The sequence below is a fragment of the Sporosarcina sp. P26b genome (assembly GCF_002743245.1).
In the GTDB taxonomy this organism is placed as follows: Bacteria; Bacillota; Bacilli; order Bacillales_A; family Planococcaceae; genus Sporosarcina; species Sporosarcina ureae_C.
Genome location: NZ_PDYW01000018.1, coordinates 1 through 19296 on the forward strand (window position 1 = coordinate 1; position 19296 = coordinate 19296).

A 19296-nucleotide genomic window follows, 5' to 3' on the forward strand; every position below is an offset into this window, starting at 1 on the left:
AAGATCTTACCCTTTTAATCAAGCTAGTAAACCATGGATAGTGCATGGGATGCGGGTTATAAATTTACTATCAATTCTTAAGTTGACAGCTATGGGCTCAAGCCACGCCCACCGGAAAGCGTCCCCAGCTGGAGCTTCAATCCCGAACCACTAGCCAAATTAACTCTTTCCTCCAGACAAAAAAGCCGCGAACAGTTGCGTTCGCGGCTTCGTAATTATTTATTATACTTCAAAAAATGCTGCGCGCTTGTCGGCTTCTAGAATCGTACCGATGAAGAACGAACCGAACACGCCGTAGCGTGCGCTGACTTCGTCAAAACGCATTTCGTACACGAGTTTCTTGAACTGCAACACGTCATCAGAGAACAACGTGACGCCCCACTCGTAATCATCAAAACCGACTGAACCGGAAATGATTTGCTTCACTTTTCCTGCATAGCCTCGGCCAATCATGCCATGGCTGCGCATTAAACTCTTACGGTTGTCCATGTCGAGCATGTACCAGTTATCGTCGCCTTCGCGCTTCTTGTCCATCGGATAGAAACAAATGTATTGGCTACGTGGCAATTCAGGATACAAACGTCCGCGCACATATGGATTCTGGTACGGGTCTTCGTCCGACTCGCCTGCAAGGTAGTTCGACAACTCGACTACGGATACATAAGAATAAGCTGGGATCGTATAATCGGCGATCGTTAATTTATTGAATTCTGCCTCTAATTGTTGAAGATCATCCATTGTTGGACGTAATGTCATAAGCATGAAATCTGCTTTCTGGCCAATTACCGTATAAAAAGCATGGCTGCCTGTTTTAGCGTCATCCGCTTCTTGCATACGGTCCAAAAATGTTAGAAATTCATTGACTGCTGCCTGGCGCTCTTCTTTTGAAATCAGTTTCCAAGAAGCCCAGTCCATCGTACGAAAATCATGAAGTACATACCAACCGTCTAATGTAATAGCTGCTTCGTTCACTTGAATTCAGTCTCCTTTTAAATCAAAGTAGTTTCTTTTTCAAGTGTATCATAAACGGTCTGTGGTCGTTAAGGAATAAGATGGCGCGTACGTTATATACGATAAAAATATGCACTAATCCGACAACTGTCTGAAAACTTGGAATTTCTTAGTGAATTAATTTAGATTTTCAGGTATGATGAATAGGAAAATATAACAAAGGGTGGGAATTACACATGGCAGATCTTTTTGAAGGTATTCGTAAAACGTTGGAAGGCAAAGGAAAGACCATTGTATTGCCTGAGGGGGAAGACGTTAGAATACTAGAAGCGGCTGTACATCTTCAGCAAGAGGGGATCATTACACCGGTATTATTAGGTAATGAAGAGACCGTAAAAAAAGTGGCGCAAGACGGTGGTTTCGATATTTCCGAAATTCAGTTGATCGATCCTGCAAGCGCTTCCTATTTTAATGAGTTAGCGGAAAAGTTCGTGGAACGTCGTGCTGGGAAAGTCACAATTGAACAAGCACGCGAGCAATTGAAAGATGTAAACTATTTCGGAACTATGCTAATCTATACAGGACGTGTAGACGGTTTGGTGAGTGGGGCTGCACATTCGACGGCAGATACAGTTCGTCCGGCATTGCAGATCATCAAGACGAAACCTGGCATTACTAAAACAAGCGGTGCTTTCATTATGATGAAGGAAGAAGAGCGTATGATCTTTGCAGATTGTGCTATCACGGTAAATCCAACAGCGCAAGAGTTAGCTGAAATTGCGGTGGAAAGTACGAAGACGGCAAAGGCATTCGGAATCGATCCGCGTGTGGCAATGCTTTCATTCTCGACTAAAGGTTCTGCTGTAACAGAAGAAACGGAAAAAGTAGTAGAAGCCGCTAGAATTGCAAAGGAATTGGCACCTGAACTATTGATTGACGGAGAATTCCAATTTGACGCAGCGTACGTACCAAGTGTAGCCGCGAAGAAAGCCCCTGAATCCGTCATCAAAGGCGATGCAAACGTCTTTATTTTCCCAACTTTGGATGCCGGCAACATCGGCTATAAATTGACTGAACGTCTTGGTGGATATGAAGCGATTGGACCGATTCTTCAAGGCTTGAATGGTCCTGTCAACGATTTGTCACGCGGCTGTTCTGCAGAAGACGTGTACAAATTGTCTATCATCACAGCAGCTCAAAGCCTATAATTACAGGCTCCAAGTTTGTGAAACGTCTACATACAATCCAGATTAACAACTATAGGAGAACTAGACATGTCACAAGATAAACATTTATTGAATCAACCGGCTTGGCGCTTTATCGACGAATCGATCTCGGCGCGTAATCGTTCAGCGCTTGAATCTTTCGCCATGGACGATACATTATGTCAATTAGTCGGACAGCAAAAAAGTGTCCCCGTCGTTAGAACATGGGTGCACGATCATACAGTGGTCTTAGGAATTCAAGATCATCGAATGCCTTACATCCAGCAAGCAATGGAAGGAATAGCGCAGCACGGCTATCAGTCGATTGTCCGAAATTCAGGTGGCCTTGCCGTGGTATTAGATAATGGGATATTGAATATCTCGCTCATTTTTTCGGAACAGAAATCTTCAATTGATATTCCCGTAGGTTACGAAGCGATGCTGTCGCTAGTTCAGTTGCTATTTCCAGAACTCGGCGAACGGATTAAAGCTTATGAAATCGTTGGTTCGTATTGTCCAGGTTCATACGATTTAAGTGTGGATGGCAAGAAGTTCGCAGGCATTTCCCAACGTCGTCTACGCCAAGGAGTCGCTGTACAAGTGTATTTATGCATAGAAGGCAGTGGATCTGAACGTGCGGAGATGATTCGAGAAGTCTATGAGACGGGATTGCAAGGTGAGCAGACAAAATTCAGCTATCCTGTGATTCAGCCTGATACTATGGCGTCGTTATCAGAAATTCTTGATACGCAATTGACCGTCAATGAAGTAGTCATTCGCCTACAGTTATTATTGCGTTCGTTGACAGACGATGTGCGGCATGGCGGCTTGACGGATGAAGAAATGGAATTGTACGGCTTTTATTTGCAACGGGTCTTTGAACGAAATCAAAAGATGTTATCATAGAACGAAAAAAGCTGCCAATCAGTTATCGATTGGCGGCTCTTTTGATGCGACTAAATTTCCATTTGGCTCCATTTTAAATAACGGTGCGATGTGTTCGCTTTCTTCATTCAATGCGATTAGTCTACGTGCTCGGTTCATGATCTGGACGAATTGCTCGTAATCTTCTTTCAACGTTTTGTTCTCTTTTTTCAGATTGTCTATTTGTGTTTCCAGCGTTTTCATTTGCTCGGTCGCTGTTTTTGCCGTCTGTCTCCAACGAAGTGCATCTGTATCTGCACCACCGTTATGATGCATGCGAATTAAATACGCGATGACGGTATCGAGGGATAGGGCGGATAGGGGAACCTGGATTTTTTCCTGGCCATCCGGACCTGCTTCTGGGTTGTACATTTGCTGGTTGCGTCTTTTAAAATCTGTACCTAGCACACGCAACGTTTGCTTTCTCTCTTTCTTTGCTTCGGCGAGTTCTTCCTCGTATTCTCTTCGTACGACAGCGTTCCATCTGAATCCGCAAGCCGCGGCTGTTCGGTTTAGTGCGTCGCCTACTTCCTCAAATGCACCAAGCTGTGTACTTCCTTCTCTTACATGTCGTAGCACCGTCTCTGCCAATAATTCATCGTCCCGTTCTAACCAAGCATCTTGTCTAACTTTCACCATCTCCATGCCTCCTGTCTTGTACTCTCTTTCTACTGCCATTATGACCACGAAACGAATCTTTTATTCAGAGAGTTACAAAATTCTATGAAGATGGTAATAAAATGGGCAGATTTTTTGGATGAGTGGGAGTTAAGTAAAGTTAGCGGGGGTAGGCTGGCGGGGTGTTGGGGAGGGGATTTGCGCTCTAGGCGGACGCGTTCGGGAGGGTGGGCGGTGAACCACACCCCTAGTGCAAAGATGTGCTCCTAACGCTACGCTTTTACTCGCAAAAGCCGTACTACGCTACGGCTTTCGCTTCGCTCGCCGGGTGTTTCACCTGTCCCACTGATCCTCCCCGAGTCGCCGCCTCCTAGTGCAAAGATGTGCTCCTAACGCTTCGCTTTTACTCGCAAAAGCCGTCCTCCGCTACGGCTCTCGCTCCAATCCCTTACGTTGTAAGCGGGTGATACTTCTTGTTGTGCATTGAAGTTGGGATTGTAATCTGCTTAGAACTTGAACTTAAATAGGTTTAGTCACAATAATAACTTACATATTAACTCCAGGGAGCAATCTAAGTAACTCCCACTCAATAGGTAGGATGGAAGCGGAAGCTGGTGGCGACTCCTGATGGATCAGCCCGATCAGGTGAGACAACTAAAGGAACGCAGTGACTAGTTGGCTCACCGCGGGCCCATAGGAAAGCGTCCGCCAGCTGGAGCTTCCATCCCAAAGTAGACACTAAGTCACTCTCTTCTATAAACACATTCCAACACCAACCGTTTAAAATCCGTCATAGAGTACTATGTCACCTCACGTCGTTTTTTGTTATACTGTAACGAATGAAGGATGAGGTGACGACATGACGTACCAATACGAAAAATTGCCCGAGGAGAAAGTGTTCAAAGACCCCGTGCACCGCTACATACACGTCCGCGACCGCGTAATCTGGGACCTGGTCAACACGCGCGAATTCCAGCGCCTGCGTAGGATCCGCCAACTCGGCACCACGTACCTAGTGTTCCACGGCGCAGAACATAGCCGCTTCCAGCACTCGCTTGGCGTCTATGAAATCGTCCGACGCATTCTTGACGACGGCTTCAGCTTAAGAGAAGAGTGGGACGAAGAACAACGACTCGTTGCCCTATGTGCAGCGCTGTTGCATGACCTCGGACACGGTCCGTTTTCTCACGCATTTGAAAAAGTATTCAATCTGGATCACGAACAATTCACTCAGAAAATTTTATTGGAACAGACAGAAGTCCATGAAGTGCTGCGTCGTGTGTCGCCAGATTTCCCACAAAAAGTTGCAGATGTCATTGACAAAACGTACCCGGATAAATTGGTCGTTAGCTTGATTTCCAGTCAAATTGACGCGGACCGCATGGATTATCTTCAGCGCGATGCGTATTACACAGGCGTTTCGTACGGCCACTTCGACATGGAACGTATTTTGCGCGTCATGCGTCCAACTGAGGAACAAGTAGTCATTAAACATAGCGGTATGCACGCAGTGGAAGATTATATTATGAGTCGTTACCAAATGTACTGGCAAGTGTATTTCCATCCAGTGTCACGTAGCGCAGAAGTGATTCTGATTAAAATTTTGCATAGAGCGAAGTTTTTATTCGAAAACGGGTATGCATTTAAGCAAGAGCCGATGCATTTCATTTCATTTTTCGCGCAAGAGTTCAAATTGAAAGAGTACATAGCCCTTGATGAGGGCGTGTTATTGACGTATTTCCAGCTGTGGATGGAAGAGAACGATACGATTTTAGCTGATTTATGCGATCGTTTCGTGAACAGACGTTTATTTCAGTATGCGGAGTTCGATCCGGCAGTGCAGTATATGAAATTCGGAGAACTCATCACGCTATTCAAAGAAGCTGGGCTCGATCCGGAATATTATTTGGTGACGGATTCTTCATCTGATTTGCCTTATGACTTTTACCGTCCGGGTGAAGAGAATGAGCGTGTTCCGATTTATTTACAACTAGAAAATGGTGATTTGCGTGAACTGTCGCGCATGTCGGATGTGGTAGAAGCGATATCAGGAAAACGCAGAACAGACCATAAAATTTACTATCCTGAAGATTTGTTGATAGATGGAAACCCGTTGCATGAGAAGATTTTGGAATTGTTGAGAGGTTAAGAGAGGGGTTGCGGGACTTGCTGCAAGAGCATGCAAAAATCGTTCAGTTTATATCGTTGGCGAATGAAGTAAATGGCCGTAAGAAGATGCAAAAGATGGTGTATATATTGAAAAAGATGAATTTCCCTTTCGCGGAGAAATACGAACTCCATATGTACGGTCCTTATTCGGAAGAACTGACATTGCGAGTGGAAGAATTATGCGAGATGGGTTTTTTGGCAGAACGCTTTGAGGACAAGGGGTCATATAAGCAATATTGCTATCAAGTGACGGATGAAGGCTCTAAATTCATTTCGACAGCAGACGCACCAAAAGAGCAGCTGCCGGGTTGTATTGAGCGATTGAATGAAAAGTCGTCTCGATTTTTGGAACTTGTTTCGACGTTGTTGTTTTTCGATCAACTCGATAAAGAGGATCAAATTGCTAAAGTACGTATTGTGAAAAATAAATTGAACTTCACCGATCAGGAAATGGAACAAGCTTTTGATTTCATTGAAGAGATGCAAGTAAGTTCAGTAGGTTACATGTAGCAATAAAAAAGGATTCTCACGATGAGAATCCTTTTGCTGATTTTACTGTTCACTCATAAGTTTTCCATTTTTAAAAAGATGGTTTTTTGGCATTTCTTCAATGAAAACTGTTACGCTATCAGTAGTAGCACCAGTTGTTTCTACAACCGCTTGTGTAACCTTTTCACATAGTGCACGTTTTTGATCGTCTGTGCGACCTTCAAGCATTTTTACCGTTACGTATGGCATTTCATTTCCTCCTTAGCAGAAAATTCAGGTATAGTACATATAATAACAGAGACGGAGGGCGATTTACATGGCAAGTGAACAAAATTCAAAACCGAAGTTAGGTTTTACTATCATAAAAAATGACCCGACAGACGGTCATAAGGGATTCGGTATCGGGTCACTATCATTGGAAAACATCTCACCCGTGATCATCGATGTCGAAGAAGGTACAGCGCAAGTGGAAATGGGCGCTATGCATGCTCGCAGTGATACGGAGCGCGGAATCAAATTTACGACAGATCGCAAAGATTCTGAAGGTGGAAAGCCGTACTGGTTAGTTTGGGTTACCATTGATTACCGTGAAGAAGGACCGTATTATGCAGGAATTACGGCTTGTGAGATGGTGGTCAACCGTGAAAAGAGACGCGGCTATAAATTACTGGCAGATCACGTCAACCGCATGGACAAATCAATGAAGCGTAAAATCATGGTAGACGATATGGATGATCGTTCAAAAAAGATCTTGAAGGACTTCCTACAATCGCATAATGCGGAACTATGGGAACGCAGTACACCTGAATTACACGAAGGTTTACGCACAGAGTAAGTTATAAATTTATTGGAATCAAAACTTCAAATCTCGTCAAATAAGTCAAAAATGTGACAATTTGCATTACCTACTCTTTGAGGTTGAATGTCTGCATAAAAGGAAGTAAACTAAATATACAGCTTTGCGCTGTAATCTAGGACACCCGTTATGCAGACAATTGTTTGATAAAACACAAACCCAAGCAGTGCGGATTCATTCGATCACTGCATATCGGTCAAAAAAGCCACACTCTCCGCGGATACGGAGAATGTGGCTTTTTTCAATGGATAGAGAAGTGGGGCGCTATTGCTACTGCTACTGCAAATGCTCAATCGGAGGCTTTATCCGCCCTATCACGGCCGCTAACCGCCCTATCAGAGCGGCCGAGCGCTCTATCAAGCCTGCTATTCGCTCTATCAGCCACGTCGACGGCTCATACAGCACGCGCAACCGCTCTTAGCTCATCCCATTCTCACTATCACTTCACTCATCATCACTCAAAAAACGAAAACGGGAACAACTCCATTTTAGAATTTTCCTCTTCTCCAGAATGTTGTTCTCTCAACGAGCGATCCGTACATAACTTTTTCGGAACATCCTTATCCTTCACATAGACTAATCGTTGTTTTGGACACTCATTGACTGCAATTCCGCCAGTTTCGATATCGACAATGACACCTTGCACGCCAGAAGGGGGGAGGAATGGCTGTGGGGCTGTCCCTTCATGCGCGGCTTCCATGAAATCAATCCAGACTTTTTTGGAGACAGACTTATCTTCCAAGTCCTCGAGCTGTTTGCCGCGGTCGAAGCCTGTCCAGATGCCCGCTGTCAAGGTGGGAGAGAATCCAATTAAATACTGATCGGATATCGTTGTTCCCGACTTCGCTGCATAAGGTCGTGTTTGTTTCGGGCGCATCGACAAGCCTGTAGAAGTTAAATAATCATTAAAGACGGGGTCGAACATACCTGTCATTAAATGCGTCAGCACAAACGTGTCTTGTTCCGACATCACTTGCTTCGGTTTCTTTGAAGAATGCTCATAGACCAGTTTTCCGTTCGCATCCGTAATCGATAGAATCAATTGAGGTTCGACTTGTTTACCTTTTGACGCAATGCGATTATACGCTGTCGTCATCTCAAGCAATGTCACATCGGAAGTTCCGAGCGCGACCGCTGGGGATTCAGGAAACGCGACATCGACGCCAAGTCGCTGCGCCATTTTCGTATATGGCTTGTAACCGACTTGCTCAAGCGTTTTGACTGCATAAATATTATCCGATATCGCAATCGCCTGTGCTAATGAAATCGGCTTCGCCGCAAATTCTCCGTTAATATTGCTCGGCTCGTAGGTTGAACGACCGTCATCATACGTAAATAGCGTCTTTTCTGCCGTCATGAAGGTTAACGGATTCATCCCTTTTTCGAGTGCAGCCGCATAGAGAATCGGCTTCATCGCAGATCCTGGCTGACGTTTCGCTTGTGTCACACGGTTGAAGGAGCTATCACCAAAATCCACACCGCCGATCATCGACGTGACGAATCCTGTGTCAGCAGCCATAGAAATGAATCCAACTTGCAGATCATTTGCTGGCATTGCTTGTTTAATGGCTTGTTCCGCCGCTTGCTGGTGCTGTTGATTCAACGTCGTTCGGATTTGCCAGCCACCTTCAGCAGGTACTCGCCCTTTAGACGCGAGGATGTCTTCCGCCTGTTGCCATGCAGCATCCAAAAAGTATGGAGCCACTTGTTTCATATCTTTCCAACTCTCTGTCTTCAGCACGATTCTTTCTTCGACCGCGCGTTCCTTTTGCGCAGTTGAAATATAATCATATTCCTCCATTTGATCAAGTACGAGAAGTTGGCGGTTGCGAGAATTCTCTGGGTTATCTAAAGGTGAATAAACGGAAGGTCCTTTTGCGATGGCTGCAATCGTAGCGGCTTCTTCCAATGTCAGCTCTTTCGCGGCTTTGGAGAAATAAAATCGACTAGCAGCTTCCACGCCGTACATTCCATGCCCGAAGTAGACGGTATTTAAATAACCTTCCAAAATCGTATCCTTGTCATAGAAAATTTCCAGTCGATAAGCAAACAGCGCTTCATGGATTTTCCGTGTCCAAGACTTTTCGTGCGTCAAATACAAATTCCGCGCATATTGCATAGTAATCGTACTCGCACCTTGTGCCTTACTCATTGTTTTGACGTCTTTTAGAACTGCACCAGCAAGTCGTTTATAATCGAATCCATTATGTGAATAAAATTTCTTGTCTTCCGTTGCTACAAAAGCTTCCGTAAGAAAAGGAGATATATCGGACAGCTTCATCCAATAACGTCTATGTTGTGAAAAATGATCCCCGATCTGATGTCCACTATGATCGAGGAACAATGAAGCCTTTGGTACGCTCAGTGAAGGCGCACCAAGTACTTGAGCATATATTCGAAGGGCGATTAAGACAGTTACGATTGCAGCTATGGACGTGATCGACAGGGATAATGCAACCCTTTTCCACTTTCTGCGATTTGTTGATTTTATATAATCGGTACGTTTCATTGCTCATCACATCCCGTTCCATTCAGTGTCTTTTGACAGTATGGTACGGTTCTGGACGGATTAAACGGACTGTGAGAAAAGTTTAGATGCGTAACATTGAAACTGGTGTCGGAAGAAGTGTATAATGAGTGGATATATTTACTTAAGGCGGTGAACGAATGGAAGCGCTAAAAATGCAAGTTCAGCTCCGTTCCGTTATTCAACATCCAGATCAGCAAGCAGAAACGCATACGATGCAGGCAACTGGTGAAATCATTGAGAAAAAAGGACAGGCGTATTTATTATTTGAAGAACGAACTGAAGGTATGCCAGCAGTCCGGACGACCGTGAAATTACATGCTGAAGATGCCTTCATCATGCGCAAGGGCGGCGTACAGATGCGATTGCCTTTCAGACAGGATGACATACGCTTCGGTACATATGGCAATGGTCCTGCAGTTATGGATTTAGCCGTTCGTACGAATCAACTGGAGTGGGTACCTGGACGCTTTACGGTAGCGTACGACTTACATTCAGATGAAAGTTTATTAGGGAAATACCATTTGACAATAACCTACTCGGAGGTAACACAATGAATGCAGTAGAGCAGATTCAACATGAAATTAAAGAAGCATTGCACCAAGCCATTGAAAAAGCACAACTAGTAGAAGGTGCAGATATTCCAGAAATCAAACTGGAATCACCAAGAAGTAAAGAAAATGGAGACTATGCAGCGAACATTGCGATGCAGTTGACGAAACTAGCGAAAAAACCACCACGTGCAATTGCGGAAAGTATTCTAGAGAACTTGGATACGACGAACACCGCAATCGACTCTATCGAAATTGCTGGACCTGGTTTCCTCAATATCCGTTTGAAAACAGACAGTCTTGGAGATATCGTGAAATCTGTCCTTGACCAAGGAGCAGATTACGGACGTTCAGACAGCGGACAGCAACAGAAGATCCAAGTTGAATTTGTCTCAGCAAACCCAACAGGCGACTTGCACTTAGGGCACGCACGTGGGGCTTCACTAGGGGATTCATTGTGTAATATTCTCGATAAAGCAGGCTATGACGTAGCGCGCGAATACTATATCAATGATGCGGGTAATCAAATAAATAACTTAGCGTTATCTATTGACGTTCGGTATTTCGAAGCGCTTGGATTAGAAAAAGAAATGCCAGAAGACGGCTATCGCGGTGCAGATATCATCACAATCGCAAAAGGCCTGGTTGAACAATATGGCGACAAGTACGTCCATGTGTCAGAAGAAGAGCGACTTGCATTTTTCCGTGAGCACGGCTTGAATATCGAATTGGACAAACTGAAAAAAGACTTGGCAGATTTCCGCGTTCATTTCGACCACTGGTTCTCGGAAACGTCACTATATAACAACGGCAAGATCGAAGTTGCGCTTACTAAACTTCGTGAAAATGGCCATGTCTATGAAGAAGACGGTGCAACTTGGTTCCGCTCGACTACATTTGGTGACGACAAAGACCGTGTACTGATCAAACAAGACGGTTCATTCACATACTTAACTCCGGACATCGCTTATCACCAAGATAAACTGAGTCGCGGATTTGATAAACTCATCAACATCTGGGGAGCAGACCACCATGGCTATATTCCGCGTATGAAAGCAGCGATTCAAGCACTTGGCTATGACCGCGATACGCTAGAAGTAGAAGTGGCACAAATGGTTCAGCTCTATAAAGACGGAGAAAAGTTCAAGATGAGCAAGCGCACAGGAAAAGCGGTCACACTACGTGAACTCGTAGAAGAAGTCGGCCTAGACGCTGTACGTTATTTCTTCGCGATGCGCTCAGGTGATGCACAAATGGACTTCGACTTGGACTTGGCTGTTTCCAAATCCAATGAAAACCCTGTGTACTACGCACAATATGCGCACGCGCGTATTTGTTCGATCTTGCGTCAGGCGAAAGAGCAAAACGTCGTGGCGTCGACAGAGAACGTCACGCTATTGCAAGATGAAAAAGAATTAGAGTTGTTGAAGAAGCTTGGAGATTTCCCAAAACTCATTAGCGACTCGGCTCGCATGCGTGCACCGCACCGTGTGACGACGTATATCCAAGAGCTAGCAGCAAGCTTCCATAGTTTCTATAATGCGAACAAAGTGTTGGATCCTGAGAACAAGGAGCTTTCCGAAGCACGCTTGGCTTTGATTACGGCAACGAAAACGACGATTGCGAATGCGTTGAAATTGGTAGGCGTCGAAGCACCTGAAAGAATGTAATATGTTGAAAGTGGCCAAGCGGGTTTACTGCTTGGCTTTTTTGTTTTCGCTTTTTGAGGAGGAAGGGGAGAGCAACGTTTCGCTGCGTTCCAGGCGGACGCGTTCGGGGGGCTCATCGCGGCCCCTCAGGAAAGCGTCCCCCTGCTGGAGCCTCACTCCCATACCCCATCCAATCTCCGCCTAACCCCTGTACAACCAACACTATTATCGCTATAATAAGTCATAATTACATATCTTTCGAAAAGGTTCTCTAATTAACGAGATGAAAAGCGAAATCGGTTCAAATCCGATGCGGTCCCGCCACTGTACGTGCTATGCACAAGCCAGGTCACCTGCCTTTTTAAGAAAATGAAGTTCCGCAGCAACCTACGAGGATAGGTACAGTGGAAGAAATCACACCCTGATTTCATCCCACCTCATCCTTCGACCTATCGAAGGGTTTTTTTAATGTCTGCGGATCGCGTAATGAAACACACATATCAAAGGAGGAACACACATGAAGAAGTTTTGGCAACTTTTGCTGATGGCGATGCTTGCGGTACTTGTACTTGCAGCATGCGGCAACGACAGCAAAAAAGAAGAAACACCGGCAGATGAAAATCCAGCTGGCGAAGAAACGAAAACAGATACACAATCAACGGATACAACAAGTTATCCATATACGCTGACAGATGCAGCGGGCGAAGAAATTACATTGGAACAAGCACCTGAAACTGTAATTTCATTAATTCCAAGCAACACAGAAATTTTATTTGGTATCGATGCAGGAGATAAAGTAATCGCTGTAACAGAAAACGATGACTTTCCTGAAGAAGTAGCAGAACTTGATACAGTAGGGAACTTCACGGTCAATGTGGAAAAAGTGATTTCATTGCAGCCAGAAGCAGTATTTGCACACGAAATGATGATGGGTTCAAGTGAAGAAGGTTTGAACCAAATTCGTGACGCTGGCATTCCAGTGATCGTCGTTCCGAATGCGGGTACATTTGACGAGACGTATGCATCGATTGAAATGATTGGTGAAGTGATGGACAAAAATGCAGAAGCTAATCAAATCGTCGAAGATATGAAAACAAAAATTGCAGATATCGAAAAGAAAGCAGCGGATATTACAGACAAGAAGCGCGTGTTTGTTGAAAACTCCGATGCACCTGAGATCTATACACCAGGAAAAGGGACGTTCCCACAGCAATTCTTGGATATGATTCACGCTGAAAACATCGTGACAGAAGAAGGTTGGATTATGATCAGCCCTGAAACGATTGTAGATGAAAATCCGGATGTTATTTTGGCTATGTATAGCTACGTTCCAAACGTTGTAGAAAATATTAAAACGCGTGACGGGTTTGATGCGGTGACTGCGATCAAAGAAGATCAAGTCATTCAACTGGATGAAGATATCACAAGCCGTACAGGTCCACGTTTAGCTGATGGATTAGAATTATTTGCGAAAGCAATCTATCCTGAGGTATTCGGTGAATAAAACCGCTCTCGCCTATGTCGTGTCGATTGCCACATTGCTTGTGGCAATCTGGCTCGGCGTATCGATCGGTACAGTGAAAATACCAATAGAGACGCTATGGAATCATTCAGATGCGACTGCAAGTAATATATTGTGGAAGATCCGGATGCCGCGTGTATTACTGGCAGGAATTGTCGGTGCATCACTTGCTATTTCAGGAGCCGCTTTCCAAGGGCTACTGAAAAATCCATTAGCTGATCCTTACACCCTCGGAGTGTCATCCGGTGCCTCTGTCGGCGCCGTGATCACACTCTTTTTTGGTATTTCGCTACCGGTACTTGGCGCATTCACCTTACCCGTATTTAGTATGATCGGTGCCGCAGTGACGATGTTTCTAGTAATCGGTTTCGCGCGTCTGGTTGACCGTTCAATGAAAATGGAAACGATTATATTAACAGGAATCATATTTGGTTCATTCCTTGGCTCGGTACTGTCGCTGATGATTGCATTAACGCAAGAAGAACTCCGCCAAATTGTAGGTTGGTTGCTTGGTAGCGTATCGATGCGTGGATGGAAATATATTACGATGGTTCTGCCATTTTTCATCATCGGATCGTTCATGTTGTGGCTGAATCGTCGCGAATTGAATGCTTTACTATTTGGTGAAGAACGTGCGCATCACCTTGGAGTCAATGTAAAACAACGTAAGTTAATGATTCTGCTTGGTGGTTCGGTGTTGACGGGTTCTGCCGTGGCGGTGTCGGGAACAATTGGTTTCGTCGGCTTAGTTGTACCGCATATGACACGGATGCTTTGGGGTTCCGATCATCGACACGTTCTACCGTTATCTTTATTCAATGGGGCCTCGTTACTCATCATTTGTGATCTTGTGGCACGAACGATTATTTCGCCGGCTGAATTACCGGTCGGTGTCATTACGGCATTCATTGGCGCTCCGGTGTTTGCTTATATCTTTTATAAACAGCGTAGAAAAGGAGCGATGTGACCATGTTGCAAGTGGAAAATTTATCGGGAGGCTACGGCAAGGAACCGATTGTGCGAAATGTGTCGTTCCACGTGGAAAAAGGAGAAGTTCTTGGGATTCTAGGTCCGAATGGTAGTGGTAAATCTACGTTATTGAAGATTATTTCGGGAATTTTGCCGAAACAAAGCGGCAAGGTAATGATAGCTGGAAAGCCTTCTGGCGCGTATACACAAAAGCAATTTGCCCAACAAGTAGCGGTCCTTCCACAACTCCATGCCCATGCGTTTTCACATACAGTGAAAGACACCGTGGCACTTGGCCGTTATCCATACCAGTCCGGAATTTTCTCGAGTTGGTCGGAGCTGGACGAGCAAGCTGTACAGGAAGCGATGCACCATACAGGCGTCACACGATATGAAAATACTCCAATTGAATTATTATCAGGGGGCGAGCAACAGCGCGTATTCGTTGCCCAAGCACTCGCTCAGCAAGCGCCTATTTTATTATTGGATGAACCAACGAACCATCTTGATATCGCGCACCAGCAACAATTGCTCGATACAATCCGCAATCAAGCAAGACAGAAGGGGATCACGGTCATCTCGGTCTTTCACGACATTAACTTGGCTGCTCTCTATTGTGATCGCTTGTTGTTGTTGAAGAACGGGGAAGTCGCATCGATCGGCGTGCCGCAAGATGTCGTACTCGAACAAGAAATTCATGAAGTGTACAATGCACGCGTTAAAACACAGCCACACCCCGAAATGCCGAAGCCTCAAATGACGCTATTGCCGAACTTGCAAGAAAAGGTGGAGCTGTTTTGTGTAAAGAAAGCAGACGTTTCGATTCAGCGAGATCACGTATTATTGCAATCAAGCCAGCCGCTAAAGACGATTTCCTCTGCAGTACATAATGCAGGCCTTGGCTGGTACCGGACGTTTGTCAATCGAGGTGTACGTGCGGATTATATGATCGATGATGTACAGCGCGAGAACACCGAATACTTGCGCGCGCTAGGTTATCATCTAACAGACACGGTCGCCATGATGACTGCAGTCAGTCCTGAACATGTTGAAGTCGAAGAATACGAAGGGGAATTCGGTTCAATCGTTGTAGTAGTAACAGCGGGTATTGGAAACGCTGTCGACGTCTCGAAGTCTTGGTTACGAGAAGATATTCCGTACATCGGTACAATCAATACGTGGGTATTCATTAATGGCGAATTAAGTGAGGAAGGGTTCGTTCAGGCGTTGATCACAGCGACCGAAGCGAAAGTGAAAGCACTGCAAGACGAGAAAGTGAAGGATCCCGAGTCTGGAACGCTAGCAACCGGTACATCGACCGACAGTCTGTTGATTGCGTCTACACAGCAAGGAACGTATTTGCCTTATGCCGGACCGATTACGCAACTCGGAAAACTGATTGGTAAAGGCGTTTACGAGTGTACAGTTCGGGCTATTCACTCCTATCGTTTAGCAGTAGGTGATGACAGATGATTCCTGCTCATTTCATTGCGATCGCGATCGGCATGGTGCTCGACCGTCTCATCGGAGATCCACCCAACTGGCCGCATCCCGTGAAGTTGCTCGGTACGACAATTGGAAACTTGACGAAGCTGTTGAATAAAGGTCGCATGCGTACAATTAAAGGTGCCATACTCTGGCTGTTTGTTTGCATGACAACGTTTCTACTCGTAATCTGGCTCGTCAGTATCGCCTATCGTCTTCATTTGCTAGTAGGTATCGCAGTCGAAGCGTTGCTTATTGCGGCAGGACTTGCACAAAAAAGTTTGCGTGATGCAGCGCTTGAAGTTTACAAACCATTACAATCTAAAGGTTTGAAAGAAGCACGTGAGAAACTAAGTTGGATTGTGGGTAGGGATACGAAGAAGCTCGATGAGAGTGAAATATCACGCGCCACGATCGAAACTGTTTCAGAAAACACGTCTGACGGTGTCACCGCTCCGTTATTTTGGGCATTCTTGCTTGGTGCGCCTGGCTTGTGGCTATATAAAGCGGTCAATACACTCGATTCCATGATTGGCTATAAAGATGAGCGCTATCGTGAATTTGGAAAAGTTTCAGCGCGTATGGATGATCTCTTTAACTGGATCCCTTCAAGAATTACAGGATTGCTCATTCTATTATTCACTCCGAATGAAGGCGGGCATTCATTGAAACAGCGGATTAGCGGTTGGTTAGGTGATGCCAAAAAGCATATGAGCCCCAATAGTGGCTATTTGGAAGCGGCTACTGCTTGGCAACTCAATATTCAGTTAGGCGGTAGTAGTACATATCGAGGTGTAGTATCAAAACGGGCGATACTTGGTCCGGCAGTCATTGCGAATAAAGAACATATCCGCTCCGCTACCTATCAAATGCAACTTGTGTCTTGGACATTCTGGTCGCTAGGCACAGTACTAGGAGGGATTTTCTATGCGATTGCCTGAACATGGCGCGAACAGCAAACGATTATATGCATCAATGAATATTCCCCTGCCTGAAGAAGTGCTCGATTTTAGTGAAAACTGTAATCCGGTAGGGCCACCGCCATCCATAGTGGAGGCTTGGCCAGAATTACTCACTACGCTCAACAGCTACCCAGATCCGGACGGACAGCCTTTCCTTTTTGCGGTTTCGACTTTTCATCAAGTCGAAGAACGACAAGTACTCGTTGGTAACGGTGCAGCGGAACTTCTATCATTATTAGCGGGCCATTACCGAGGGAAACGAGTATTGCTGATTGATCCCACGTTCTCTGAGTATCGTGCTACGCTTATAGCGAACGGAGCGGAAGTAGTATCGCTTCAGGCTAATGAGACAGACGGTTTTCAATTGCCAATGCAGCGTATTCTTGAGTCGTTACCAAAAGTGAATGCAATCTATATTTGCACACCGAATAATCCGACGGGTATATTGCCTACAAAAAGTGAGTTACTGAAGATTATAGAAGCCGCTAAAAAGAGTGGAACAGACGTCGTTCTGGATGAAGCATTCATTGATTTCGTCGATGAAGCAAAGTCCTTCATTTCGCAAGTGGCTAACTATCCGAACTTGTTGATAGTACGTTCGATGACGAAAATGTACGCGATACCGGGCATCCGTTTAGGATATTTGATCGCCCATCCTAAGCGTATCGAATCGCTGAAACTGCGGGCGTCACATTGGCATGTGAACGGGCTCGCCGCTGAAATCGGTGTATGGTGTTTGCGTGAAGACGCTTATCGTGAGCAAGCGATTCAACACGCACAAAGAGAACGATTGAAAATGAAACAGTTTTTGCGCTCACATGATTGCAAAGTACTTGATTCCTCAGCAAATTATCTCGTCATGAAACCGAAACAAGATGGGAAAAAACTTTATCACGATTTATTAAAACAAGGCATCGTCCTTCGCCATTCGGAAAACTTCCGCGGGATGGATGGACGCTGGTTACGTATTGGCATGAAGTCCGAAAAGATGATGGACACACTGCGGGAGGCGATGGATCAATGGTTCAAGGAACAGTAACATTCATCAGTGGTGGAGCGCGTAGTGGGAAAAGTGCGTATGCAGAACGTCTTCTTACGGATCAATCAGCAGGCCGTCTTGTCTATATCGCATCCGGCATAGCATCTGATGACGAAATGAAGCAACGGATCGATAAGCATAAAGAAGATCGCCGAGACGCGGACTGGCTGACGATTGAACAACCGAAGAATCTCTATGAAGCGTTGCCGTTTTTGCAACCGGGCGATCTTGTACTCTGGGATTGTCTGACGACTTGGCTCGCCAATGAATTGTACGAAGGATACGATGAAGGCACACCTTGCGTTCATCGACCAGGGTGCTTGGAACAAAAACAGAAACAATTACTTCATACGATTGGACAAATGAACGAAGTCGTCGCTCATCTAGTCATCGTATCTAACGAAGTCCTCGATGAGTGGGTGCAATACGGAGAAGAGACGGAAATCTACCGCCAAACGATCGGCACATTGCATCAGCGAATCGTTGAGCTAGCAGACCAGGCGATTGAGATGGACCACGGGATTCCAATTGTTTGGAAAGGTGAGAAGCTATGAACGGATTAATGATCGTCGGCACAGCGTCAGACGTCGGCAAGACGATGATTTGCACTGCACTATGCCGATTGTTTTCGAATGAAGGCGTTCAAGTAGCACCTTTCAAATCACAAAACATGTCAGGCTTCTCCGAAACACTAGCAGACGGACGTGAAATCAGCCGATCTCAATTTCAGCAAGCAGAAGCGGCTCGCACGGAACCGATTGTTGAAATGAATCCTATATTGATGAAGCCAGGAGAAGACATGAAGGCAGATGTTCTATTTATGGGCGTACCACTCGAGAGGGTAGACGGACAATACTTTCGAAAAGAGTGGTTCGATAAAGGACTCGAAACCATTCAGCAAGCGCTAGATTATTTATCCGATCACTACGACATGCTAATTATTGAAGGGGCAGGAAGTACTGCAGAAGTGAATTTGATGGATCGTGAGCTAACGAATATGCGCGTAGCGGAGCTCGCGGATGTACCGGTCCTACTCGTAGCGGACATTTCTAAAGGCGGTGCTTTTGCATCGATTATTGGCACACTGCAATTACTATCGGAAGAACGACGTCGACGCATCAAAGGTATAATCATCAATAAGTTTTATGGGGACGCCTCTTATTTCGAAGGTGGGGTACAGTTCATTGAAGACTATACAGGTATTCCCGTTGTAGGGGTCATACCCATCCTAGAAAATCATGGCATACCAGAAGAGGACATGAACCGGGAGACGCTTCCCGCATTGGAAGGTATAGACGTTTACGAACAATGGGCTACTCACGTAAAAAAACATATCAATTGGCCGTTAATTCAGACCATGTTGGAGTAAAGGGGCGAGAA

The 19296-nt window shown here is 45.2% G+C and carries 18 protein-coding genes and 1 riboswitch; of the genes, 14 read left to right on the plus strand and 4 right to left on the minus strand.

Going from position 1 to position 19296, the window contains the following annotated elements; genetic code table 11:
• Window positions 1-222 precede the first annotated feature (222 nt).
• The gene (hemQ, locus tag CSV69_RS12845; RefSeq protein ID WP_085428102.1) at window positions 223-972 is read right to left on the minus strand and encodes a hydrogen peroxide-dependent heme synthase; all 750 of its coding nucleotides are present in this window, start codon (window positions 970-972) and stop codon (window positions 223-225) included.
• Between the two features lie 215 nt (window positions 973-1187).
• On the opposite strand from hemQ, the gene pta reads away from it, so the two are divergent.
• Together pta and lipL are read left to right on the plus strand one after the other, a co-directional pair.
• Complete coding sequence (gene pta / locus CSV69_RS12850) at window positions 1188-2159, plus strand: phosphate acetyltransferase (RefSeq protein ID WP_085428103.1); 972 nt, start codon at window positions 1188-1190, stop codon at window positions 2157-2159.
• 66 nt (window positions 2160-2225) lie between these two features.
• Window positions 2226-3062 carry an octanoyl-[GcvH]:protein N-octanoyltransferase gene (lipL, locus tag CSV69_RS12855; RefSeq protein ID WP_085428104.1) on the plus strand — a complete coding sequence of 279 codons (837 nt, stop codon included), beginning with the start codon at window positions 2226-2228 and terminating at the stop codon, window positions 3060-3062.
• 18 nt (window positions 3063-3080) lie between these two features.
• Here lipL and CSV69_RS12860 read toward each other — a convergent pair whose 3' ends face one another.
• Window positions 3081-3719: an RsfA family transcriptional regulator gene (locus CSV69_RS12860; RefSeq protein ID WP_085428105.1), complete on the minus strand. Its 639-nt coding sequence runs from the start codon at window positions 3717-3719 to the stop codon at window positions 3081-3083.
• A gap of 838 nt (window positions 3720-4557) precedes the next feature.
• On the opposite strand from CSV69_RS12860, the gene CSV69_RS12865 reads away from it, so the two are divergent.
• Window positions 4558-5847 (plus strand): HD domain-containing protein, encoded by a 1290-nt coding sequence (locus tag CSV69_RS12865; RefSeq protein WP_085428106.1) that lies wholly within the window; start codon window positions 4558-4560, stop codon window positions 5845-5847.
• A 17-nt stretch (window positions 5848-5864) separates the two neighbouring features.
• Entirely contained in the window at window positions 5865-6377 is a 513-nt protein-coding gene (locus CSV69_RS12870) for a YwgA family protein (RefSeq protein ID WP_099625019.1), read from the plus strand.
• 42 nt (window positions 6378-6419) lie between these two features.
• Here the strand turns inward: CSV69_RS12870 and CSV69_RS12875 are convergent, their stop codons facing one another.
• Complete coding sequence (locus CSV69_RS12875; protein ID WP_085428108.1) at window positions 6420-6605, minus strand: 2-hydroxymuconate tautomerase; 186 nt, start codon at window positions 6603-6605, stop codon at window positions 6420-6422.
• Between the two features lie 67 nt (window positions 6606-6672).
• Here CSV69_RS12875 and CSV69_RS12880 point away from each other — a divergent pair, with 67 nt between their 5' ends.
• Window positions 6673-7191 (plus strand): YwhD family protein, encoded by a 519-nt coding sequence (locus tag CSV69_RS12880; RefSeq protein WP_099693621.1) that lies wholly within the window; start codon window positions 6673-6675, stop codon window positions 7189-7191.
• 475 nt (window positions 7192-7666) lie between these two features.
• Here the strand turns inward: CSV69_RS12880 and CSV69_RS12885 are convergent, their stop codons facing one another.
• Window positions 7667-9721 carry a transglycosylase domain-containing protein gene (locus CSV69_RS12885; RefSeq protein ID WP_099693622.1) on the minus strand — a complete coding sequence of 685 codons (2055 nt, stop codon included), beginning with the start codon at window positions 9719-9721 and terminating at the stop codon, window positions 7667-7669.
• Between the two features lie 158 nt (window positions 9722-9879).
• Between CSV69_RS12885 and CSV69_RS12890 the strand changes: the two genes are divergently transcribed.
• From CSV69_RS12890 to CSV69_RS12930, 9 genes are all read left to right on the plus strand, one after another.
• Window positions 9880-10296, plus strand: coding sequence for a YwiB family protein (locus CSV69_RS12890; RefSeq protein WP_085428110.1), 417 nt, complete (start codon window positions 9880-9882; stop codon window positions 10294-10296).
• On the plus strand, window positions 10293-11960 hold the full coding sequence (gene argS, locus CSV69_RS12895) for an arginine--tRNA ligase (RefSeq protein WP_085428111.1): 1668 nt from the start codon (window positions 10293-10295) through the stop codon (window positions 11958-11960). Before CSV69_RS12890 ends, argS begins: the two co-directional genes overlap by 4 nt.
• Window positions 11961-12186: 226 nt before the next feature.
• Window positions 12187-12314, plus strand: a riboswitch (cobalamin riboswitch).
• Between the two features lie 142 nt (window positions 12315-12456).
• Window positions 12457-13443 carry an ABC transporter substrate-binding protein gene (locus CSV69_RS12900; RefSeq protein WP_099693623.1) on the plus strand — a complete coding sequence of 329 codons (987 nt, stop codon included), beginning with the start codon at window positions 12457-12459 and terminating at the stop codon, window positions 13441-13443.
• Window positions 13436-14428, plus strand: coding sequence for a FecCD family ABC transporter permease (locus CSV69_RS12905; protein WP_085428113.1), 993 nt, complete (start codon window positions 13436-13438; stop codon window positions 14426-14428). Before CSV69_RS12900 ends, CSV69_RS12905 begins: the two co-directional genes overlap by 8 nt.
• A 2-nt stretch (window positions 14429-14430) precedes the next feature.
• On the plus strand, window positions 14431-15903 hold the full coding sequence (locus tag CSV69_RS12910) for an adenosylcobinamide amidohydrolase (protein ID WP_085428114.1): 1473 nt from the start codon (window positions 14431-14433) through the stop codon (window positions 15901-15903).
• Window positions 15903-16856 carry an adenosylcobinamide-phosphate synthase CbiB gene (gene cbiB / locus CSV69_RS12915; RefSeq protein ID WP_085429071.1) on the plus strand — a complete coding sequence of 318 codons (954 nt, stop codon included), beginning with the start codon at window positions 15903-15905 and terminating at the stop codon, window positions 16854-16856. The genes CSV69_RS12910 and cbiB overlap by 1 nt, the downstream gene beginning before the upstream one ends.
• A complete protein-coding gene (gene cobD / locus CSV69_RS12920) occupies window positions 16843-17916 on the plus strand; it encodes a threonine-phosphate decarboxylase CobD (RefSeq protein WP_099693624.1) in 1074 nt (357 codons plus the stop codon). Before cbiB ends, cobD begins: the two co-directional genes overlap by 14 nt.
• Entirely contained in the window at window positions 17898-18470 is a 573-nt protein-coding gene (locus CSV69_RS12925) for a bifunctional adenosylcobinamide kinase/adenosylcobinamide-phosphate guanylyltransferase (protein ID WP_099693625.1), read from the plus strand. The genes cobD and CSV69_RS12925 overlap by 19 nt, the downstream gene beginning before the upstream one ends.
• Window positions 18467-19285, plus strand: a complete 819-nt coding sequence (locus CSV69_RS12930) for a cobyric acid synthase (protein WP_099693626.1) — start codon at window positions 18467-18469, stop codon at window positions 19283-19285. Before CSV69_RS12925 ends, CSV69_RS12930 begins: the two co-directional genes overlap by 4 nt.
• Window positions 19286-19296: the final 11 nt, after the last annotated feature.